The 21,507-nt window shown below is 64.5% G+C and carries 24 protein-coding genes; 17 read left to right on the forward strand and 7 right to left on the reverse strand.

What is annotated here, in order from left to right:
• The first annotated feature begins 38 nt into the window (after positions 1-38).
• Positions 39-383, forward strand: a complete 345-nt coding sequence (locus ACVWYP_RS22560) for a Lin0512 family protein (protein WP_304499918.1) — start codon at positions 39-41, stop codon at positions 381-383.
• A gap of 32 nt (positions 384-415) precedes the next feature.
• Here ACVWYP_RS22560 and ACVWYP_RS22565 read toward each other — a convergent pair whose 3' ends face one another.
• The gene (locus ACVWYP_RS22565; protein ID WP_304499919.1) at positions 416-1,297 is read right to left on the reverse strand and encodes an SDR family oxidoreductase; all 882 of its coding nucleotides are present in this window, start codon (positions 1,295-1,297) and stop codon (positions 416-418) included.
• Positions 1,298-1,391: 94 nt separating this feature from the next.
• On the opposite strand from ACVWYP_RS22565, the gene ACVWYP_RS22570 reads away from it, so the two are divergent.
• On the forward strand, positions 1,392-2,096 hold the full coding sequence (locus ACVWYP_RS22570; protein WP_304499920.1) for a glutathione S-transferase family protein: 705 nt from the start codon (positions 1,392-1,394) through the stop codon (positions 2,094-2,096).
• On the opposite strand, the gene ACVWYP_RS22575 is transcribed toward ACVWYP_RS22570, so the two are convergent.
• Positions 2,093-2,647 (reverse strand): disulfide bond formation protein B, encoded by a 555-nt coding sequence (locus tag ACVWYP_RS22575; RefSeq protein ID WP_304499921.1) that lies wholly within the window; start codon positions 2,645-2,647, stop codon positions 2,093-2,095. The two genes, ACVWYP_RS22570 and ACVWYP_RS22575, sit on opposite strands and share 4 nt — an antisense overlap.
• An 8-nt stretch (positions 2,648-2,655) precedes the next feature.
• Positions 2,656-2,814 (reverse strand): DUF5993 family protein, encoded by a 159-nt coding sequence (locus tag ACVWYP_RS22580; protein WP_304499922.1) that lies wholly within the window; start codon positions 2,812-2,814, stop codon positions 2,656-2,658.
• Between the two features lie 140 nt (positions 2,815-2,954).
• On the opposite strand from ACVWYP_RS22580, the gene ACVWYP_RS22585 reads away from it, so the two are divergent.
• From ACVWYP_RS22585 to ACVWYP_RS22600, 4 genes are all read left to right on the forward strand, one after another.
• Complete coding sequence (locus ACVWYP_RS22585; protein WP_028344753.1) at positions 2,955-4,283, forward strand: dicarboxylate/amino acid:cation symporter; 1,329 nt, start codon at positions 2,955-2,957, stop codon at positions 4,281-4,283.
• Between the two features lie 432 nt (positions 4,284-4,715).
• A complete protein-coding gene (locus ACVWYP_RS22590) occupies positions 4,716-5,360 on the forward strand; it encodes a glutathione S-transferase family protein (protein ID WP_304499923.1) in 645 nt (214 codons plus the stop codon).
• Between the two features lie 283 nt (positions 5,361-5,643).
• A complete protein-coding gene (locus tag ACVWYP_RS22595; RefSeq protein ID WP_304499924.1) occupies positions 5,644-6,453 on the forward strand; it encodes an aminoglycoside phosphotransferase family protein in 810 nt (269 codons plus the stop codon).
• A gap of 173 nt (positions 6,454-6,626) precedes the next feature.
• Entirely contained in the window at positions 6,627-7,439 is an 813-nt protein-coding gene (locus ACVWYP_RS22600; protein ID WP_304499925.1) for an aminoglycoside phosphotransferase family protein, read from the forward strand.
• Between the two features lie 126 nt (positions 7,440-7,565).
• On the opposite strand, the gene ACVWYP_RS22605 is transcribed toward ACVWYP_RS22600, so the two are convergent.
• Positions 7,566-9,119: a winged helix-turn-helix domain-containing tetratricopeptide repeat protein gene (locus ACVWYP_RS22605; protein ID WP_304499926.1), complete on the reverse strand. Its 1,554-nt coding sequence runs from the start codon at positions 9,117-9,119 to the stop codon at positions 7,566-7,568.
• Between the two features lie 164 nt (positions 9,120-9,283).
• Here ACVWYP_RS22605 and ACVWYP_RS22610 point away from each other — a divergent pair, with 164 nt between their 5' ends.
• From ACVWYP_RS22610 to ACVWYP_RS22620, 3 genes are all read left to right on the forward strand, one after another.
• Entirely contained in the window at positions 9,284-10,324 is a 1,041-nt protein-coding gene (locus tag ACVWYP_RS22610; RefSeq protein WP_304499927.1) for an alpha/beta fold hydrolase, read from the forward strand.
• Positions 10,325-10,344: 20 nt separating this feature from the next.
• A complete protein-coding gene (locus ACVWYP_RS22615) occupies positions 10,345-10,854 on the forward strand; it encodes a cytochrome P460 family protein (RefSeq protein ID WP_304499928.1) in 510 nt (169 codons plus the stop codon).
• Between the two features lie 334 nt (positions 10,855-11,188).
• A complete protein-coding gene (locus ACVWYP_RS22620; RefSeq protein WP_143201626.1) occupies positions 11,189-11,557 on the forward strand; it encodes an ArsC family reductase in 369 nt (122 codons plus the stop codon).
• Between the two features lie 45 nt (positions 11,558-11,602).
• On the opposite strand, the gene ACVWYP_RS22625 is transcribed toward ACVWYP_RS22620, so the two are convergent.
• Entirely contained in the window at positions 11,603-12,220 is a 618-nt protein-coding gene (locus tag ACVWYP_RS22625) for a hypothetical protein (RefSeq protein WP_304499929.1), read from the reverse strand.
• Positions 12,221-12,223: 3 nt separating this feature from the next.
• Positions 12,224-12,397, reverse strand: a complete 174-nt coding sequence (locus ACVWYP_RS22630; RefSeq protein ID WP_304499930.1) for a hypothetical protein — start codon at positions 12,395-12,397, stop codon at positions 12,224-12,226.
• A 327-nt stretch (positions 12,398-12,724) separates the two neighbouring features.
• On the opposite strand from ACVWYP_RS22630, the gene ACVWYP_RS22635 reads away from it, so the two are divergent.
• The 7 genes from ACVWYP_RS22635 (at position 12,725) to ACVWYP_RS22665 (ending at position 19,192) form a co-directional block, all read left to right on the forward strand.
• Positions 12,725-13,480: an ABC transporter ATP-binding protein gene (locus ACVWYP_RS22635; protein ID WP_016839877.1), complete on the forward strand. Its 756-nt coding sequence runs from the start codon at positions 12,725-12,727 to the stop codon at positions 13,478-13,480.
• Positions 13,473-14,216, forward strand: coding sequence for an ABC transporter ATP-binding protein (locus ACVWYP_RS22640; protein WP_018271255.1), 744 nt, complete (start codon positions 13,473-13,475; stop codon positions 14,214-14,216). Before ACVWYP_RS22635 ends, ACVWYP_RS22640 begins: the two co-directional genes overlap by 8 nt.
• A gap of 40 nt (positions 14,217-14,256) precedes the next feature.
• Positions 14,257-15,486 (forward strand): ABC transporter substrate-binding protein, encoded by a 1,230-nt coding sequence (locus ACVWYP_RS22645; protein ID WP_304499931.1) that lies wholly within the window; start codon positions 14,257-14,259, stop codon positions 15,484-15,486.
• Between the two features lie 64 nt (positions 15,487-15,550).
• Positions 15,551-16,414, forward strand: coding sequence for a branched-chain amino acid ABC transporter permease (locus ACVWYP_RS22650; RefSeq protein ID WP_016839880.1), 864 nt, complete (start codon positions 15,551-15,553; stop codon positions 16,412-16,414).
• A 1-nt stretch (position 16,415) separates the two neighbouring features.
• A complete protein-coding gene (locus ACVWYP_RS22655) occupies positions 16,416-17,384 on the forward strand; it encodes a branched-chain amino acid ABC transporter permease (RefSeq protein ID WP_304499932.1) in 969 nt (322 codons plus the stop codon).
• Positions 17,385-17,529: 145 nt separating this feature from the next.
• Positions 17,530-18,174 (forward strand): DUF47 domain-containing protein, encoded by a 645-nt coding sequence (locus ACVWYP_RS22660; RefSeq protein ID WP_028344763.1) that lies wholly within the window; start codon positions 17,530-17,532, stop codon positions 18,172-18,174.
• Between the two features lie 13 nt (positions 18,175-18,187).
• Positions 18,188-19,192, forward strand: coding sequence for an inorganic phosphate transporter (locus ACVWYP_RS22665; protein ID WP_304499933.1), 1,005 nt, complete (start codon positions 18,188-18,190; stop codon positions 19,190-19,192).
• A gap of 58 nt (positions 19,193-19,250) precedes the next feature.
• On the opposite strand, the gene sugE is transcribed toward ACVWYP_RS22665, so the two are convergent.
• Entirely contained in the window at positions 19,251-19,565 is a 315-nt protein-coding gene (gene sugE / locus ACVWYP_RS22670) for a quaternary ammonium compound efflux SMR transporter SugE (RefSeq protein WP_016839884.1), read from the reverse strand.
• Between the two features lie 153 nt (positions 19,566-19,718).
• Here sugE and ACVWYP_RS22675 point away from each other — a divergent pair, with 153 nt between their 5' ends.
• Positions 19,719-21,338, forward strand: a complete 1,620-nt coding sequence (locus ACVWYP_RS22675) for a peptide chain release factor 3 (RefSeq protein ID WP_304499934.1) — start codon at positions 19,719-19,721, stop codon at positions 21,336-21,338.
• The last annotated feature ends 169 nt before the right edge of the window (positions 21,339-21,507 follow it).

Below are 21,507 nucleotides of genomic sequence, written 5' to 3' on the forward strand. Positions count from 1 at the left end.
AGTGAAGGTCTCTCACGCCAACGACAACAGGAACCTTCATGACACGCGTGCGCTGTATCACCGAAATGGGCATGGGCGTTGACGTTCACGGCCGCGACGCCACCAAGGCCGCCAAGCGGGCCGTCTCGGATGCCATCCGCCATTCCAGCCTCGGCTTCTTCCGTATGCTCGGCAAGACCGCCAACGACATGTTCGTCGACGTCACGATCGCCGTGCCGAATCCCGAAGATGTCGATACCGCAGTGGTCGCGAAGGAATTGCCCTATGGCACCAAGACCGTGAAGGCGATCGCGGGCGGGCTCGAGATTCCGTCTGATCTCGGCAACGACCCGATCCTGATCGCGAACGCCGCCGTCATCGTCAGCTTCGACGACGGCAAGTGACGGAAGCGCGTCAGGTGACCGGCATGCCTGCGCTATTCGCCGCCTCTGAAATAGTCGGGCTTGCCGGTCGTCCACGTCTCGCCCCAATGCTGGCCGCCGCCATCGACGGTCAGCGTCTCGCCGGTGATGAACTTGCCGGAGGGCGCGGCGAGGTAGACGGCGGCCTCCGCAATGTCCCAGGGCGTGCCCGGGCGCATCATCGGATTCGAGCGCGGATAGGCGGCGCGCGCCGCTTCGCTGTAGACGTTCCAGCCCTCGGTCTCGATCGCGCCGGGCGCGATGCAGTTGATGCGGATGTTCAGCGGCGCCCATTCGACCGCGAGCGCGCGCGACAGGCCGATCACACCGGAGCGTGCCGCGATCGAATGCGCAATGCCGTAGAGGCCGTGCGTCGTGACCACGACGATATTGACGATGCTGCCGGGATGCTTGCGGTCGCGCCAGCGCTGCGCCGCGGCCTGCATCATGTACCAGGTGCCGTTGAGGTTGGTGTTGATGACCGCATTCCAGCCCTTGATCGAGACATCGATCGCGGGTTGCGGGAACTGGCCGCCGGCGCTGTTGACGAGATGATCGACACGGCCGTGCTCGGTCCACAGCGCCTCGAACATCGCATTGACCGCGTCGGGATCCTTGATGTCGGCGACATGCGCGGACGCCTTGAGCCCGCGATGGCCGAGACGATCGACCAGTGCGTCGAGCCTGTCGGCATTGCGGCCGGCGACCACGACATGCGCGCCGAGCCGGGCGAACAGCCATGCGATGGCGCGGCCGATGCCGCCGGCGCCGCCCGACACGACAACCACCTGACCGGCGAGCGCATCGGCCGCGAACACGGTCGGGTGCGTTGCGAGTTCATCGTCGGAGAGGCCGAGCGTTGCGGCCGTTGTTGCGCCTGTCTGTTGATCGTTCATGGCCGGTTGCAGACCTTGCGGCTTTCACTGAGCTCCGTACATTAGCCATCCAACAACAACCGTGCAAAGCAACAACCATGCAAAGAATGTCGACATGACCGACTTGTCTGCCTTTCCCATCACAAAACGCTGGCCCGCCCAGCATCCGGACCGCCTGCAGCTTTATTCGCTGCCGACGCCGAACGGCGTGAAGGTCTCGATCATGCTGGAGGAGATCGGGCTGCCCTACGAGGTCCATCTCATCGACTTCAACAGGGATGACCAGAAGACGCCGGAGTTCCTGTCGCTGAACCCGAACGGCAAGATCCCGGCGATCCTCGATCCCAACGGTCCGGGCGGCAAGCCGCTGCCGTTGTTCGAATCCGGCGCCATCCTGCAATATCTCGCCGACAAGACCGGCAAGCTGTTGCCGGTGGACGTCGCGCGCCGCTATCAGGCCATCCAGTGGGTGCATTTCCAGATGGGCGGCATCGGACCGATGTTCGGCCAGGTCGGGTTCTTCCACAAATTCGCCGGCAAGGACTACGAGGACAAGCGGCCGCTGCAGCGCTACGTCGCCGAGTCCAAGCGCCTGCTCGGCGTGATGGAGACGCATCTCGCCGGACGGCAGTGGTTCATGGACGATGAATACAGCATCGCCGACATCTCGATGCTCGGCTGGGTGCGCAATCTGATCGGCTTCTACGGCGCGCGCGAGCTCGTCGAATTCGAACAGTTCACGCAGGTCGCGGCCTGGCTGGAGCGCGGTCTCAAGCGGCCGGCGGTGGAGCGCGGCTTGAATATTCCGAAGCGCCCCTAACGCGCCGACGTCAGCAGCTCATAGACGACGGGATTGTCGGCACAGGCGGCAAAGCCACACTCGAGCAGGGTGGATAGCACATTCAGTGCGGTCAGCCCGATCACCAGCCACACCGCGCCTTGCGCGAACCTGCCGGGCGAACTGCCCGGCGCCGCGCGGTGCTCGAACTGGCGGTCGAACAGCAGCATCGCCGCGAGCAGCACGATCGCGGCGACGAAGCCGATCAGCGCCCACGTATAATAGTGATAGCCGAGCAGCGCCGAACCGTAGCCGGCATCGCCGGGGAGGATGTGCAGCAGCACTTGCCGGGTCGAGACCGTGGCGCCGAGGACGGCTGTCAGCAGCGACAACGCATAATGACTCGGCCGCGGCCCGAAGCGGATATTGAGGATCGGCCCGACCGCCAGCAGGGCGAACAGGATGCGCTGCAACAGACAGAGCGGGCAGGGCAGCTCGTGGAGCAGCAGCTGCGCGGCAAAGGCGGCGGCCAGCACCAGCGCCAGCCCATAGAGCGCGACGGCATTGAGGGTGACGGCCTGCGTGTCGTTCATGGCCGGCCTCAGAACGACAAGGTCAGACGGTCGGTGGCGTGGTGCAGCAAGGTCGCGGCGCAGGCGATCAGGATCACCGCGAACAGGCCGATCGCGACGGGGCGTCGGCCACGCCAGGCCACCAGCATGGCGATGGTGATGGCGAGAAACAATGCGGTGAATTCCATTCCCAGCCTCCCGATGCGAGCCGGCCGCAGTCTATGACAGATTCGTGTGCGCTCGCGACGGCGCGAATGGGCATTGTCGCTTGCGCGCGGCTCCGCCAAGATGGCATCACCAGTTGAGTTCATCCTAGCCGGGGCGCCTCATGACCACAGCCGCGATCAAGCCCGTTGCCCGTCCCCATCATCAGCCCTGGTACAAGATCCTCTACGTCCAGGTGCTGATCGCGATCGTGGCAGGTGTCCTGATCGGATATTTCTACCCGAATCTCGGCAAGGAATTGAAGCCGTTGGGCGACGGCTTCATTGCGCTGATCAAGATGATGATCGCGCCGGTCATCTTCTGCACCGTGGTGCACGGCATCTCCTCGATGGGCGATCTCAAGCGGGTCGGCCGGGTCGGGTTGAAGACGCTGATCTATTTCGAGGCGGTGTCGACGGTGGCGCTTGCGGTCGGTCTTCTGGTCGGCGAGCTGCTGCAGCCCGGCCACGGCTTCAACATCGATCCCTCCACGATCGATCCGAAATCGGTCTCCAACTACGTCACGCAGGCCAAAGAGCAGGGCATCGTCGCCCATCTGATGGCGATCATTCCGGACAGCTATCTCGGCGCGGTCGCGCGCGGCGACCTGTTGCAGGTGCTGCTGATCTCGATCCTCTCGGGCTTCGCCATCGCTCTTATGGGCAAGGTCGGCGAGCCGATTGCGTCCGCGATCGACACGGCCGCCAAGATGTTCTTCGGCATCATCCGGATCATCGTCCGCGTCGCGCCGCTCGGCGCATTCGGCGCGATGGCCTTCACGGTCGGCGCCTACGGCCTCGGCTCGCTGTTGAATCTGGCAGCGCTGATCGCGACCTTCTATCTCACCAGCATCCTGTTCGTGCTGATCGTGCTGGGCGCCATCGCACGGCTCGCCGGCTTCTCGATCATCCGCTTCATCGCCTATATCAAGGACGAGCTCCTGATCGTGCTCGGCACGTCGTCGTCGGAAACGGTGCTGCCGCAGATGATCCAGAAGATGGAGCATCTCGGTGCCTCGCGCTCGGTGGTCGGCCTCGTGGTGCCGACCGGCTACAGCTTCAATCTCGACGGCACCAACATCTACATGACGCTGGCGACGCTGTTCCTGGCGCAGGCCACCAACACGCATCTGACGATCTGGCAGGAGCTCGGCATTCTCGGCATTGCCATGATCACCTCGAAGGGCGCTTCCGGCGTCACCGGCGCGGGCTTCATCACGCTCGCCGCGACGCTGTCGATCGTGCCCGACATTCCGATCCAGTCGATCGCGATCCTGGTCGGCATCGACAAGTTCATGAGCGAGTGCCGCGCGCTCACCAACCTGATCGGCAACGGCGTCGCCTGCGTCGTGATCAGCCTGTCGGAAGGCGAGCTCGACAAGCAGGCGCTGCACGAGACGATGGCGCATCCGCTCGAGCTCGGCGAGGCGCTGGAGCCGGGCGGCTCCGGCTAGAGCAATATGAAGTGATGGGGCCGTCGCAGGGGGCGCTGCCAAAATATCGAAAACAACCCCATGCAAAGGAGCCCGCGGCGGCCGGCGTTCGACCAGGCAACTTGACATGTCGGGCAACTCAGGGGTATTCTTCTAATATTCCGAAATTGCGCCAAGTGTCGCTCCGTCCCAAGTCGCTCCGTCCCAAGGCTGTCGCATATGGCACTTGCGGGCTTCCGCAACTGAAGCTCCCAGGTCGCAGGCGGGAGAGGGAACGCGTCTTGTTCGCGGCCGCAGCCTGGGTCGTGAACCCATAAAGTCGGAAGCGTGCGCACGGTAGGATGACGACTATGCGCCAAGCCTTGAGTGCATGATGCGTCATCGATCGTCCGTTGCGCCGCTGGCTTGCCTCTGCGAGTTCGTACATCCAGCCCAATCCAGGAATGCTTAACTATGCTCACCGTCTATGGCGAAGGTCGTGGCTTCCGTGTTGTCTGGCTGCTCGAGGAATTGGGATTGGCTTATCGGCTGCGCCCGGTCGATCTGCTCGCAGCCGGCGGGGTTGATCGCGATTTCCTCGCGATCAACCCCGCCGGCTTCATTCCCGCATTGCAGGACGGCGAGACGATCATGGTCGAATCGATCGCGATTCTTGAGTACCTGCTCGCCCGCCACGGCTCAGGTTCGCTTGCCGTCGCCCCCGACGATCCCGCCTTCGCTTCCTATCTGCAATTTCTCCACTTGGGCGAGGCCGGGCTCGCCGGGCCGATGAACGCCGTCATTGTCGGTCGCCAACTGGCGCCCGAAGCCGAGCGAGATGCCCGGGTCACCTGCTGGGCTCTCGAGACCTTCGAGAGCCGGCTGGGGCTGGTTATCCGCCGCCTCGCGGATTGCCCCTATCTCGCCGGCGACCGATTCACTGCTGCCGATATCTCGGTGAGCTACGCCCTCCTGCTCGGCATGCGAACCGGCAACTACGTCCCCGGTCCTGCCGAGCGTGACTATCTCGCCCGCACGACGGCACGCCCTGCCTATTTCCGAGCGATGGAAAGCTGCAAGGCCACCAAGGCTTGGGCGGCGAGGTCACCGGGATTGTAGTGCTCGCTTCAATCCGGCTGTGACTCCGCCCTTACGAATCTACTGCCTGGGCCGTGTACTCATTCAGCAGTTGGCGCCTGATGCCTGCTTAACCCCCAACAGCGGCGGAAAAGCGGACAGCTCCCGAGATCGTCGAAGGGCCACAACCGGACTTGGCACCATTTAGCGGAGTGAACGATGGTCTCTGCAGGTTGAAACGCGATCATCGCGTCCGGCGGCCCGCGACGGGAGGGGTTCCTTTTTGCTCGCCGCCGGTGTTTCCTCTGCACGGCGGAGAACGGGCATGCGGGGATCGCTGGGAGAGAAGATCGGCCAAGGCGTCTTCGCTGATGTCCACGCCTGGGCGCCCGGTCAGGTCGTCAAGTTGTCCAAGCCAGGTATCCCGCAGTGGGTCGTCCAGCACGAGACGCAAATGACCCGCGCGGTCTTCGCCGCCGGCGGCCCAGCGCCGGAGGTGCTCGGCGAAGTCACCCTGGACGGCCGCTTTGGCATCGTGCTGCCGCGGTTCGACGGGCCGACCCTGACGCAGGCTACGCGCACCGGCGCCATCACGCGTGAACAAGCGGGCGCAATCCTCGCGACGCTCTGCCTTGCCGTTCACAAGACGCGACCGCCGCCGGACGCACTCTCGCTGCGCGAGGCGATGGACGCCAGATTGCGGTTCGGCGGCAGCGTGCTTCCGGAGCGCATCACCACCGGCGTCCTCGCGCTGATCGAGCACCTCGCGCCCGATGACGTGCTGTGCCATTCCGATCTTCACCCCGGCAACGTGATCATGACGGCGCGGGGTCCGAGACTGATCGACTGGCTCGGCGCGGCTCGTGCGCCCGCCGCCTACGAGCTTGCACAGTGCCATGTCCTGATTGCCGAGCTTGACCCGGAACACGCCGACGATCCGGAGCGGGCCACGGTCAATTCGGTTCTGCAGGCGGAGTATGCGCGGCTGGCCGGGATAGCTCCTGCGGCGCTAACGGCGGCGATGCAGCCCTATTTGCCGATCGTCCGCGTCTTCCTCCTGCTCGGCGGGGCCATGCCCGACATGCGGGAGCGGCTGATCCAGCGCGTCGAGGCGGCCCTGCGCTCGGCGGGGTGATTACTCTCGGTCATCCCGTCTACGCGCTGCGCCGGGACAACATACGCGCTCGGCCGCCGAAGCTTCAGCGAAGGCGGCATGCCCGGCCATAGCCGTTCGAAGAACGGCGTCGCTTCGCACCACCCATGACGAGTGACCATAGGGTGAGGGTCACAGCAACACGGGAGCTAAAGATGCAGGGATCGCTGGGGGAAAAGATCGGTGAAGGCGCCTACTCCGAAGCCTACGCCTGGGCGCCGGGGCAAGTCGTCAAACTGTTCAAGCCCGGCTTGCCGCGGCGGATGCCCTGGTTCGAGGTGCGCATGATCCGCGCCGTCCACGCCGTCGGCGCGCCGGTGCCGGAGGTGTTCGGCGAGGTGACCCTGGACGGGCGCTTCGGCATTGTGCTGCAGCGCCTCGACGGACCGACCCTGCTGCAGCTAACCCGAACCGGCGCGGTCACGTTCGAACAGGCCGGCGCGATCATCGCGGCTCTTGCGATGTCCATTCACAAGACGCCCCTGCCGCCGGAGGTCCTCTCCATGCGCGAGTATATGGAGGCTCAGTTGGGGCGCGACGACGGCAAGCTCCCGAAGCACATCGCTACTGAAATCCTCGCGCTGATCGATCGCTTGCCGCCGGGCGACGGGCTTTGCCATACCGACCTGAGCCCCGGTAACGTGATCATGACAGCGGAAGGCCCAAAGCTGGTCGACTGGGTCAGCGCGATGTGCGGGCCCGCCGTCCTCGAGCTTGGGTTCTTGCGCGTGATCCTGTCCGAGCTCGGGCCGGAAGTCGCCGACAATCCGGAGCGGCCGCGCGCGACCAATGCGGCGGCGCAATCCGAATATGCCCGGCTGGCCGGCATGTCTCTCGTGGAGCTAACGGCGGCAATGGAGCCGTATTTGCCCATCGTCCGCACCTTCGCCGTTCTCGGCAACGCGGTGCCTTCGCTGCGGGAGCGGCTGATCCAGCGCATCGAAGCGGCTCTGCGCTCGGAAGACTGAATTGCTTTGGTCGCGCGCGCGAGCGCTACGAACTCTCCGATGAGGAATGGACTGCCATCACGCCGATGTTGCCAAGCAAGCCGCGGCGTATCACGGGTGAATGGTCGTCGCGTCCTCCGAGCGGCATCAGTCCGGGACGCCGGCCGCCTTCAGCGTCTCGCGGTAGGTCGCGGACATCGATTCCACCGGAAACGGGATTCGTGACAGGAAGCCGGAGATCGTGAACTCCGGGTCGATCCTGAGCAGCTCGCGCGCGATCTGGGCCGCACGCGCGGTGTCGCCGGTCTTGACCAGCGCCACGATCAGGACGCGCAGCGCCACCGCGAAGCGGCGGTTCTGCGCCAGCGCCTTGTCGGCCCACATCACCGCCTCAGTGAAATTCTGGTCGAGCACCGCGCAGATCGCCAGCGCCGCGGAGGCGAACCAGCCGCGCGGGTCGCGCGGATTCAGCCGCTGCGCGCGCTCGATCATGGCGCGGCCGGCTTTCTGGTTGCCGCGCATCGCCTCGATCCAGCCACCGAGCACGAGCGCCATCGCCGAGTTCGGATTGATCGCTAGCGAGCGCTCGAACAGGTCGCGCGCGGGCTCGATCTCGTCGGCCATGTTCCAGATCGCGAATGCAGCCATCCACAGCACCTGCGGGTCACCGGGCGCGAGCTCGACCGCGCGCCAGGCTTGCGCGACCGCGCGTTCGCGGTAGGCATCGTTCGGCTTCAGCCAGCCCTGGACATGGCGCATCGCATGACAATAGGCCGAGGCCGCCAGCGCCGGCGCGTAGGCGGGATCGAGCGCCAGCGCCTGATCGAGGCAAGCGAGCGCCGCTTCCATGCTCTCGGGCGTGAACTCGTAACGCAGGCTGTAGGCGCGCAGCAGCAGGTCGTAGGCGTCGAGCCTGTCGGGCGGCGCGGCGCGTACCCGCTCGGCTTCCGCGACGAGCAGGGTCGGCTCGATCGCGCCGACCACGTTCTCGGTGATGCGGTCCTGCAGGTCGAACACATCAGTCGCGGCGCCATCGAACCGGTCGGCCCACAGATGCGCGCCGGAGACGGCGTCGATCAGCTGCCCGGTGATCCGCAACCGATCGCCGCCGCGGCGGACGCTGCCCTCGAGCACATAGCCGACGCCGAGATCGCGGCCGACCTGGCGGATATCGACCGCCTTGCCCTTGTAGGTGAAGGCGGAGTTACGCGCGATCACGGTGAGGCGGCTGCAACGCGCGAGCGCGGTCGTGATGTCCTCGGCGATTCCGTCGGCGAAATAATCCTGTTCGGGATCGCCGCTCATATTGGTGAAGGGCAGCACCGCGATCGACGGGCCCTCGCTCGGCCGCGGCGGGCTGGCATTGTCTGCAACCGGACGATCGGGCGCGGTGTCCTCCCTGACATCGCCGACAAAGCGGAGACCCTTGCGGGGCAGGGTGCGGATCAGCCGCTGCTCCTCGCCATTGTCGCCGATCGCGGTCCGCGCGGCATTGATCCGGCTCGACAGCGTCGCTTCCGAGACGATCCGGCCGTGCCAGACCGCGGCCAGCACCTCGTCGCGGCTGACCACCCGATCGCGGGCGCGGATCAGGAACTCGATGAGGTCGAAGACCTGCGGCTCGACGGCCACCAGGGCGTCGCCACGGCGCAGCTCACGGCGCTCGGAATCGAGGGTCAAGTCGTTGAAATGGTAAGTCAAATCGAAAAGTCCGGCGGCCGGCGGCTGAATTGGTGGCGGAACCTAGCACAGGCCGCCCGGAGCCAAAATCACGACGGTCTGAAGGATAAATCCACGCCCTCTGAAAGCGGACGGGGGCGGTCTCTGCAATATTCCATCCCGACACCAGACCTAAGGAGATCGCCATGTCGCAGTCCATCAATCAGCAACGCCGCCGCTTCCTTGGCATCGCCGGCGGGATCCTTGCCGCCTCCAGGCTCGGCTTCATCGGTTCGGCTCAGGCCCAGTCCAAGCCGGCGCTGCCTGCGATCAAGGCTGGCACTCACACCTCGATCGGTCCCGTCAAGCAGATCAATGCCGGCGTGCTTGATACCGGTTATGTCGAGATGGGTCCTGCGTCCGGTCCCGCGGTGATCCTGCTGCACGGCTGGCCTTACGACATCCACAGCTATGCCGACGTCGCGCCGGCGCTGGCCGAGGCCGGCTACCGCGTGATCGTGCCGCATCTGCGCGGCTATGGCACGACGCGCTTCCTCTCCAGCGACTCGATGCGCAGCGGCCAGCCGGTCGCGGTCGCCGCCGACATCATCGCGCTGATGGATGCTTTGAAGATCGAGAAGGCCGTGCTCGGCGGCTATGATTGGGGTGCGCGCACCGCCAATATCATGGCAGTGCTCTGGCCCGAGCGCTGCAAGGCGATGGTGTCGGTGAGCGGCTATCTGATCGGCAGTCAGGCGGCCGGCAAGATGCCGCTGCCGCCGAAGGCCGAACTGCAATGGTGGTACCAGTTCTATTTCGCGACCGAGCGCGGCCGCGAGGGCTATGCCAAGAACCGGCACGATTTCAACAAGCTGATCTGGCAGCTGGCGTCGCCGCAGTGGAAATTCGACGACGCCACCTACGACCGCAGCGCGGCGGCCTTCGAGAACCCCGATCACGTCGATATCGTGATCCACAATTACCGCTGGCGGCTTGGTCTCGCCGAGGGCGAGGCGAAGTACGACGCGTTCGAGAAGACGCTCGCCCAGGCGCCTGTCATCGCGATCCCGACCATTACGATGGAGGGCGATGCCAACGGTGCGCCGCATCCGGAGCCCGCGGCCTATGCCAAGAAGTTTTCGGGGCATTACGAGCATCGGACCCTGACCGGCGGCATCGGTCACAATCTGCCGCAGGAAGCGCCGCAGGCCTTCGTCCAGGCCATCATCGACGTCAGCAAGGTCTGAGACGGAGCGGATCACGGATCATGAGACAGGTTTTGAAATGGGCAGCTGCCGCGATCGCGGCAGCCTGCATCAGTGCGTCATTGCCGTTTGCCGTCGGGCATGCCGATGATGCGGCACTGGCGTCGCCGATCTTCGGCGTGAAAATTCCTGACGGCTATCGCGACTGGAAGCTGATCGCGGTCGGCGAGGAGACCGGGCTGGATGAACTTCGCAGCGTGCTCGGCAACGCGACCGCCGTGAAGGCCTATCAGGACGGCGCCGCGCGTTTCCCCGACGGCACCGTCCTGGTCAAGCTGGCCTGGAAGCGCAAGCCGGTTGCAGGCCTCGACGGCGCCTTCATCACGGGGCCCGCGACCACGATCCAGGTGATGGTCAAGGACTCCGCCAAATATGCCGCGACCGGAGGCTGGGGTTTTGGCCGCTTCATCGACGGCAAGCCGGTCGATGCCGCGCAGCACGAGACCTGTTTCGCCTGCCACGAGGCCCACGCCAGCGATCACGATTTCGTCTTCACACACTACGCGCACTGAGTGCGATCAACCGCCCTCATCGTCGTCCTGGCGAAAGCCAGGACCCATTACCCCAAATCTCAGTCATTGCGCGACGCTGGGGCCGCGATCCCATTCACAATCAACTGCGGTGGTTATGGGTCCTGGCTTTCGCCAGGACGACGGCGGTGTTTCTGGCGAGCGCCATGCACCGATCACGGAGATGCCGCGGCGTACTGGGTCCCCCGGTCGAGCCGGGGGACGACACCGAGGGATGGCACTACGCCTTCTTCACGTCCTCGCGGCGCGGTCTGATCTGGCGTTGCCGTTGCAGTGAGGCTAGTTTCCCCGCCGCAATCGCATGCGGGGAACGGCTTTGACCATCACCATCTACGGCATCAAGAACTGCGACACCATGAAGAAGGCGCGCAGCTGGCTCGACGACCACGGCGTCGCCTACGACTTCCACGATTACAAGACCGCCGGGATCGCCAAGGACAAGCTCAAGCAGTGGAGCGAGGAGGTCGGCTGGGAAACGCTGCTCAACCGCGCCGGCACGACTTTCAAGAAGCTGCCCGATGCCGACAAGGAAGGGTTGAACGAACGCAAGGCGCTGGCGCTGATGGCCGAGCAGCCCTCGATGATCAAGCGCCCGGTGCTCGATCTCGGACCGAAGCGCGTCGTCGGCTTCAAGCCTGACATTTATGCCAAGGAAGTGCCGGCGAAGGCACGCAAGAAGGGTTGAGGCGCTTCCAGCGATGAGGTTAGCGCTTCGCGTGAAGCGACGCGTCTAGATCAACTCGACCGAATCCTGGCTCGTCGGACGATCTGCGGGCACGAACCTGCGGTCGATCACCGCGCGCACGGTGACGATCGGGACGGCCTTCGCTTTCACGCCCATCAGATTGTGCAGCCGGAAGCCGCCCTCGATGCTGATCGCCTTGTACGAGCCGATGATGTGCTCGACGGCATCGCCACGTCCGAACGGCAAGAGCAGCCGTTCATAGGAAACCTCCTTGCCCTCGGCGTCGGCGACCGTCGCAACGGTGTAGGTCGGGCGCTTGCGCGCCAGGCAGGCACGATAGGACAGGACGACCCCCGCGTAGCGCTCGGGTCCGATCGCATCGTCAAGATAGCGGTTGGTGCGCAGCCGCGGTTCGACGTGCTCGTTGCCATAGACCGTCGTCAGCCTCGCGCCTTGCTGCGTAATCAGGAAACGCGCGGCCTCGCCACTGCCGACCACGTCAAAGCCCATCATGTCGGCGCGCTCGTCGGCGCTGCCCTCGGTATGGAAGTCGCACAACAGGGGAAGCGCGTCCGGCATGCGCAGCGCGCGCAGCCAGGCGTTCAGCAGCACCCGCTGCGTGATCGACTTGACCACCGATGGATCGGCACTTCTGAATTGCATCGGCTAGCCGAATTCAGGCACATCCCCGAACGGGATGCGGCCAGGGACAAGTTCATCGATGTGCGGGATGGTTTGGCTGCGGGCATAAAGTCGCAGCCACGTGCCGAGGACATCACGTTGCGGGATCGACTTGACGACCGAAGAACTGGCGCGCTCGAAATGCAAGGCTCTGGCCATTCATCATGCAATGGCCGGAGCTTCGCCGAGGCGCGGAAATATTCTATGAAAGTGGGAGTCCGGAGCAAAACACCGTTAACGACCGCTTTCCCGAGGCGCAAAGCGCGCCGAAATGCCATTCGACTAAGGATCAACCGGAACCGGTCACGCGGATGCCGCACTGCACAGCTTTCCACCTTGCGTAACCGCCGCAGATGACGGCATATTCCGGCCCGGAGGCGACGGGCCCCGGACGGTTTCCAAGACGGATCGGACGCCTGTCGGACACGAAAAAAGCTGGCCACGCGGGCGAGGGGCTTCGCAGCGATGGCGTATGGGGGAATCTATTTGGCCGATGAGTTCATCCTCGAAACCAGCGGATTGACCAAGGAATTCGCGGGTTTCTTCGCCGTTCGCGACGTCGCGTTGAAAGTGCGTCGGGGCAGTATCCATGCGTTGATCGGGCCGAACGGCGCCGGCAAGACGACCTGTTTCAATCTGCTGACCAAATTCCTGAAGCCGTCGGCAGGCCAGATTCGCTACAAGGGCCACGACATCACCGCGATGCCGCCGGCCGACGTTGCGCGCCTCGGGCTGGTCCGTTCGTTTCAGATTTCGGCGGTATTTCCGCATCTGACGGCACTCGAGAACGTTCGCGTGGCGCTGCAGCGGCAACACGGTTCGTCGTTCGATTTCTGGCGTTCGAAAAGCGTGCTCGACCGCTTCAATCCGCGCGCCCACGAGCTCCTGAACGACGTCGGTTTGAGCGAATTCGCCAACACGCCGGCGGTCGAGATGCCGTACGGCCGCAAGCGCGCACTTGAAATTGCAACGACGCTCGCGCTCGACCCCGAGATGATGCTGCTCGACGAGCCGATGGCCGGCATGGGCCACGAGGACATCGACAAGATCGCGGCGCTGATCAAGCGGATCTCCGCGAAATACACCATCCTGATGGTCGAACATAACCTCTCGGTGGTGGCCAACCTCTCCGACATCATCACCGTGCTGACGCGCGGGCAGGTGCTGGCGGAGGGCAACTACGCCGACCTCTCCAAGGACGAGCGCGTGAAGGAAGCCTATCTGGGAGCGGGTCATGGCTGAGGCAAAACTGGCGGAGAAGCCCGTGGCTGCGGCCGGCGCCGACGTGCTGACGGTCAAGGATCTGCAGGCCTGGTACGGCGAATCCCACATCCTTCACGGCATCAATTTCAACGTGAAGGCCGGCGAGGTGGTGACGCTGCTCGGTCGCAACGGCGCCGGCAAGACCACCACGTTGAAGTCGGTGATGGGCGTCATCGGCAAGCGCTCCGGCTCGATCCGCTTCGACAATCAGGAAATCATCCGCGCCACCTCGGACAGGATTGCGCGGCTCGGCATCGCATTCTGTCCCGAGGAGCGCGGCATTTTCGCCAGCCTCGACGTGCGCGAGAACCTGCTGCTGCCGCCGGTGGTGCGCCCCGGCGGCCTGCCGCTCGACCAGATCTTCACGCTGTTTCCCAACCTGAAGGAGCGCCTCACCAGCCAGGGCACCAAGCTCTCGGGCGGCGAGCAGCAGATGCTGGCGATCGCGCGCATCCTGCGGACCGGCGCGCGCTTCCTGATGCTGGACGAGCCGACCGAAGGGTTGGCGCCGGTCATCATTCAGCAGATCGGGCACACCATTGCGCGCCTGAAGTCGCAGGGATTCACGATCCTGTTGGTCGAACAGAATTTCCGTTTCGCCTCGACCGTTGCGGACCGCTACTACATTGTCGAGCACGGCAAGGTGATCGACGGCTTCGCCAATTCCGAGCTGTCGGCCAACATGGACAAGCTCCATACCTATCTCGGCGTCTGATATCGCCAGAACCAGAAAATTTAAGACGAGGGAATACGACATGAAGAACAAGATTTCGGCGCTCCTGCTCGGCACCGCGATGGTGCTCTCGGCTGCAAGCGTCGCCTCCGCTCAGGAAAAGCTCGACAAGACGGTCAAGATCGGCGCGCTGTCGGATCAGTCCGGCCTCTACGCCGATCTCGCCGGCCCCGGCTCGACGCTGGCGGCGCAGATGGCGATCGAGGACTCCGGCCTCAAGGCCAAGGGCTGGACCATCGACCTGATCTCCGGCGATCACCAGAATAAGCCGGATATCGGCACCACCATCGCCCGCCAGTGGTTCGACGTCGACAAGGTCGACACCATCGTCGACGTGCCGAATTCCGGCGTCGCGCTCGCGGTCAACAACGTCGTGAAGGAAAAGAACGGCGTCTACATCAATTCGGGCGCCGCCACTTCGGATCTCACCAACGCGCAGTGCTCGCCGAATACCGTGCACTGGACCTACGACACCTACATGCTCGCCCACGCCACCGGCCAGGCGCTGGTGAAGGCGGGCGGGGACACTTGGTTCTTCCTCACCGCGGATTACGCGTTCGGCGCGGCGCTCGAGCGCGACACCACGGCCGTCGTCACCGCCAATGGCGGCAAGGTGGTCGGCGGCGTCAAGCATCCGCTCAACACCGCTGACTTCTCCTCCTTCCTGCTGCAGGCGCAGGCCTCCAAGGCCAAGATCATCGGCCTCGCCAATGCCGGCGGCGACACCACCAACTCGATCAAGCAGGCGGCCGAGTTCGGCATCGTCAAGGGCGGCCAGAAGCTCGCGGCGCTGCTGCTGTTCCTCACCGACGTCAAGGCGATCGGGCTCGAGACCGCGCAGGGCCTCAACTTCACCGAGACGTTCTACTGGGACCTCAACGACAAGACCCGCGCCTTCTCCAAGCGCTTCTCGGAGCGGATGAAGAACAGCGCGCCCCCGACCATGGTGCAGGCCGGCGTCTATGCGGGCCTCATCCATTACTTCAAGGCGCTGGAAGCGCTCGGCGGCAATCCGCATGACGGCGCCAAGGTGGTCGCGAAGATGAAGACGATCCCGACCGACGATCCGCTGTTCGGCAAGGGCGAGGTCGAGGCCAACGGCCGCGTCACCCACGACGCCTATCTGTTCGAGGTGAAGAAGCCCTCGGAGTCCAAGGGACCGTGGGACTTCTACAAGCTGGTCGGCACCGTGCCGGGCAACCAGGCCTTCACGCCGCTCGACAAGAGCACCTGCGCGCTTCTGAAGAAGTGACGATCATGCCCGCCGGCCATGCGCGTGGCCGGCGGGCTTCATCTATCTAGCGAAAGCTCATTCGATGCAGGCTCTCTACGCACAGCTTCTGGTGGGACTGATCAACGGCTCGTTCTACGCGCTGCTCAGTCTGGGGCTCGCCGTCATCTTCGGCATGCTCAACATCATCAATTTCGCGCATGGCGCGCTCTACATGATGGGCGCCTTCGTGGCGTATTTCCTGCTCAACCTGGGCGGCATCAATTACTGGTGGGCGCTGATCATCGCACCCGTCGTGGTCGGCATCTTCGGCATGATCCTCGAGCGGACCATGCTGCAATGGCTGACCGGCCTCGATCATCTCTACGGACTGCTGCTGACCTTCGGCATCGCGCTGATCGTGCAGGGCGTGTTCCAGAACTATTTCGGCTCCTCGGGCCTGCCTTACTCGATCCCGGATCAGCTCAAGGGCGGCGTCAATCTCGGCTTCATGTTCCTGCCGATCTATCGCGGCTGGGTCGTCATCTTCTCGCTCGTGGTGTGCCTTGCGACCTGGTTCCTGATCGAAAAGACGCAGCTCGGCGCCTACCTGCGCGCCGCAACCGAGAACCCGACGCTGGTGCGCGCATTCGGCATCAACGTGCCGCGCATGATCACGCTGACCTACGGGCTCGGCGTCGGTCTTGCCGCGCTCGCCGGCGTGCTGTCGGCGCCGATCAACCAGGTCCGCCCGCTGATGGGCGCCGATCTCATCATCGTGGTGTTCGCGGTGGTCGTGATCGGCGGCATGGGCTCGATCATGGGCTCGATCATCACCGGCTTCGCGCTCGGCGTGATCGAGGGACTGACCAAGTATTTTTATCCCGAGGCCTCCAACACCGTGGTGTTTGTCCTGATGGTGGTGGTGTTGCTGGTGAAGCCAACGGGACTGACGGGACGGGCGGCTTGATATGTCAGCATTGACCGACGATACACTTCCGATCACGCCGCGCGCGATGCGCGACGAGATGATCGTATTCGCCGCGATGGCGCTGTTGCTGGCGATCGTGCCGTGGACGGGGATTTATCCGTTCTTCGTCATGCAGGCGCTGTGCTTCGCGCTGCTCGCCTGCGCCTTCAACCTCCTGATCGGCTATGGCGGCCTGCTGTCGTTCGGCCACGCGATGTTCCTCGGCACCGCCGGTTACGTCTCGGCGCACGCGCTGAAGGTGTGGGGGCTGTCGCCGGAGCTCGGCATCCTGGTCGGCACCGCGGCCGCGGCCTTGCTCGGCCTGGTCACCGGCTTCATCTCGATCCGCCGCCAGGGCATCTATTTCTCGATGATCACGCTGGCGCTGTCGCAGCTGCTCTACTTCATCTACCTGCAGGCGCCGTTCACCCATGGTGAGGACGGCATCCAGGGCATCCCGCAGGGCCACCTGCTCGGCATCTTCGACCTGTCGAAGCCGCTGGTGCTCTATTACGTCGTGCTGGTCGGCTTCCTCGCCGGCTTCCTGCTGATCTACCGCACCATCAACTCGCCGTTCGGCGAGGTGCTGAAGTCGATCCGCGAGAACGAGCCGCGCGCGATTTCGCTCGGCTACAAGACCGACCAGTACAAGATGCTGGCCTACATCCTGTCGGGCACGCTGGCGGGCTTTGCCGGCTCGCTGAAGGTGTTCGTGGCGCAGAATGCCTCGCTCACCGACGTGCACTGGTCGATGTCCGGTGAAATCGTGCTGATGACGCTGGTCGGCGGTCTCGGCACCATCTTCGGCCCGGTGGTCGGCGCCTTCGTGATCATCGCCATGCAGCAATATCTCGCCGGTTTCGGCCAGTGGGTGACGGTGATCCAGGGCGTGATCTTCGTGGCCTGCGTGCTGCTGTTCCGGCGCGGCCTGGTCGGTGAGCTGGCCCACCTGTTGCGGCGGTCGCTGTAGGGCACGTCTCGGCGATTTTCGGCCGACATAGCGGTGGACGACCGCCCGTTTGGGCGGTCGATCCCGATGCTTTCCCCGCCAGATGCTCTATGACAGTTCTGTGACAGTCGCTAAAAGGGCTGTCCCGGAACGATGGAACTGAGACATGCTGCGGTGGTTTCGCGCTTTCCTGCCCAAGGAAGAGCGCTTTTTTGACCTGTTCGCCCGCCACGCCCAGACCTCCGTGCAGTGCGCATTGGCGTTGCAGGACATGCTGAAGGGCGGGGAGGAGACACCCGTCTTTTGCCAGCGCGTCAATCAGTTCGAGAACGACGCCGATAGCGTCACCCGTGAGGTCCTGACCGCGGTTCGCCGCACCTTCATCACCCCGTTCGATCGCGGCGATATCAAGAACCTGATCACCTCGATGGACGATGCGGTCGACCAGATGCAGGCGACCGCAAAGGCGGTCATGCTGTTCGAGGTGCGCGAGTTCGAGCCGCCGATGCGCGAGATCGGCACGCTGATCGTGGAATGCGCCAATCTGGTGGTCCGCGCGCTGCCCTTGTTGCAGGGCATCGGCCAGAACGTCTCGATGCTGACCCAGATCACCGAGGAGCTGACCAAGCTCGAGGGCCGGGTCGACGATCTCCATGATATCGGGCTCAAGGAGCTGTTCCTGAAGCACCGCAACGCCAACACGATGGACTTCATCGTGGGCGCGGAGATCTACGACCATCTCGAGAAGGTGGCCGACCGCTTCGACGACGTCGCCAACGAGATCAATTCGATCGTGATCGAGCAAGTGTAGAGCGGGGCATCACGTGGACGCCACGCTGGGTCTTCCAATTCTGACCATCCTGATCGCGGTCGCGCTGCTGTTCGACTTCCTGAACGGCCTGCACGATGCGGCGAACTCGATCGCGACCATCGTCTCGACCCGCGTGCTGCGGCCGCAATACGCGGTGTTCTGGGCGGCGTTCTTCAACTTCGTCGCGTTCCTGGTGTTCGGCCTGCACGTTGCCAATACCATCGGCACCGGGATCATCGAGCCGTCGGTGGTCGATGCGACCGTGATCTTCGCCGCGCTGGTCGGCGCGATCGTCTGGAACGTGATCACCTGGGCGCTGGGGATTCCGTCGTCGAGCTCGCACGCCCTGATCGGCGGCCTGGTCGGCGCCGGCATGGCGAAAGCGGGGATTTCGGCGGCGGTGTGGAGCGGGCTCTCCAAGACCTTGCTCGCGATCGTGCTGTCGCCGCTGGTCGGTTTCCTGCTGGCGCTGGTGCTGGTCGCGATCGTGTCCTGGCTCTCGGTGCGCTCGACGCCGTTCGCGGTCGATCGCGCCTTCCGCATCCTGCAATTCGCCTCGGCGTCGCTCTATTCGCTCGGCCATGGCGGCAACGACGCGCAGAAGACCATGGGCATCATTGCCGTGCTGCTCTATTCACAGGGCCATCTCGGCGACACCTTCGAGATTCCGTTCTGGGTGGTGCTGGCCTGCCAGAGCGCGATGGCGCTGGGCACGCTGATGGGCGGCTGGCGGATCGTCCGCACCATGGGGCTGCGGATCACCAAGCTGACGCCGATGCAGGGTTTTTGCGCCGAAACCGGCGGCGCCGCGACGCTGTTCATGGCGACCTATCTCGGGGTTCCCGTATCGACCACGCACACCATCACGGGCGCCATCGTCGGCGTCGGCGCGGCACGGCGGCTCTCCGCCGTGCGCTGGAGTGTGGCGAGCTCGATCGTCTATGCCTGGGTGATCACGATCCCGGCGTCGGGCGCGGTCGCAGCCGCGACGTATTGGGCGGTTCAGATTTTGAAGTAGCGTTTTCGAGCGAAGTGGAAGCCGGTTCGCGCTAACAAAACGCGTCCCAAGGAAGTCATCAGCCGACCAGCTTCAGCCCGACGATGCCGGCAACGATCAGCCCGATGCTGGCTAGCCGCATCGCGGTCGCGGGTTCACCGAGCAGGATGATGCCGAGCGCCGCGGTGCCGACCGCGCCGATCCCGGTCCAGACCGCGTAGGCGGTTCCAATCGGCAGCGTCTTGAGCGCGAGGCCGAGCAGGATGACGCTGCCGGCCATCGCCGCCAGCGTCAGCACCGACGGCACCAGCCGCGAGAAACCTTCGGTATATTTCAGCCCGATCGCCCAACCGATCTCGAGCAGGCCAGCGGTGAACAGAATGGTCCAAGCCATCACGAACCCTCCGGATAAGGCAGGGTCGTCCCCGCGAATGGTATGGTGAGGAGAAGGTCGTCCTTCCGCTGCCCATATGGGGATGGTGCGGCCGTTCCGCATTGCGACAAAACGCCCTTGATTGCGCCCGTTTTCCCTGCCAAATGCCCCGCCATGTCCGACATTTCAGTTTCAGCCGAATCGCCGTCCCGCTCGCCGCTTTCAGAGGAAGTGGCGCGACGGCGCACCTTTGCGATCATCTCGCACCCGGACGCCGGCAAGACCACGCTGACGGAAAAGCTGCTGCTGTTCGGCGGCGCCATCAATCTCGCGGGCCAGGTCAAGGCCAAGGGCGAGCGGCGCAACACGCGCTCGGACTGGATGAAGATCGAGCGCGAGCGCGGCATTTCGGTCGTCACCTCGGTGATGACCTTCGAGTTCAACGACCTTGTGTTCAACCTCTTGGACACGCCGGGCCACGAGGACTTTTCGGAAGATACCTATCGCACGCTGACCGCGGTCGACTCCGCGGTCATGGTGATCGACGCCGCGAAAGGCATCGAGGCGCGCACCCGAAAGCTGTTCGAGGTGTGCCGGCTGCGCGACATCCCGATCATCACCTTCATCAACAAGATGGACCGCGAGAGCCGCGACACGTTCGAGCTCCTGGACGAGATCGAGAAGACGCTGGCGCTCGACACCACGCCGATGACCTGGCCGGTCGGCCGTGGCCGCGACTTCCTCGGCACCTATGACGTCGTCAATGGCGGCGTGAGGCTGCTCGAGGGCGGCGGCGCCAAGACCGGCGCCACCGAGCAGATCGACATCGCCGATCTCGGCAAGCGCAACCCCAATCTCGACGTCGCCGAGGTCAAGGATGAGCTCGCGCTGGCGTCGGAGGCCTGCAAGCCGTTCGAGCTCGCGGCATTCCGCGAAGGCCATCTGACGCCGGTCTATTTCGGCAGCGCGCTGCGCAATTTCGGCGTCGGCGATTTGCTGGAAGGCCTCGGCAAGTTCGCGCCGGCGCCGCGCGCGCAGGACTCGGATTTGCGCAAGGTCGAGGCCGCCGAGCCGCGCATGAGTGCCTTCGTGTTCAAGATCCAGGCCAACATGGATCCGAACCACCGCGACCGCATCGCCTTCGCCCGGCTGTGCTCGGGCAAGCTGAGCCGCGGCATGAAGGCCAAGCTGGTGCGTACCGGCAAGAACATGAGCCTGTCGAGCCCGCAGTTCTTCTTCGCGCAGGACCGCTCGGTCGCCGACGAGGCCTTTGCCGGCGACGTCGTCGGCATTCCGAACCACGGCACGCTGCGGATCGGTGACACCCTCACTGAGGGCGAGGATCTGACCTTCGTCGGCGTGCCGAGCTTCGCGCCGGAAATCGTCCGCCGCGTCCGGCTCACCGACGCGATGAAGGCGAAGAAGCTGAAGGAAGCCTTGCAGCAGATGTCGGAGGAGGGCGTCGTGCAGGTGTTCCGCCCGCGCGATGGCGCGCCGGCGCTGGTCGGGGTGGTCGGCCCGCTGCAGCTCGACGTGCTGAAGGCGCGGCTCGACGCCGAATATTCGCTGCCGGTCGAGTTCGAGATCTCCGAATTCTCGCTGGCGCGCTGGATCTCGTCCGACGACCGCAAGCAGCTTGATGCGTTCGTCGCCGCCAACAATTCCGGCATCGCCGACGACGTCGACGGCGATCCCGTGTTCATGGCCAAGAACGAGTTCTATCTCGGCTACACCCGCGAGCGCGCCGAGGGCATCACCTTCTCCAACGTCAAGGACGTGAAGAAGAAGGCGTAGCGCGGCATACGCATCGCGCCGCATCTTCGGTGTCGTCCCCCGGCTCGACCGGGGGACCCAGTACGCCGCGGCCTGTCCGTTACCCGCTGCCGTCTCTGGAATACTGGATCGCCCGGTCGAGCCGGGCGATGACAGCGAGGTTGTGGCGCGAAAAGCGCGAGGACGTGAA

This window comes from Bradyrhizobium sp. USDA 3262, assembly GCF_054060035.1.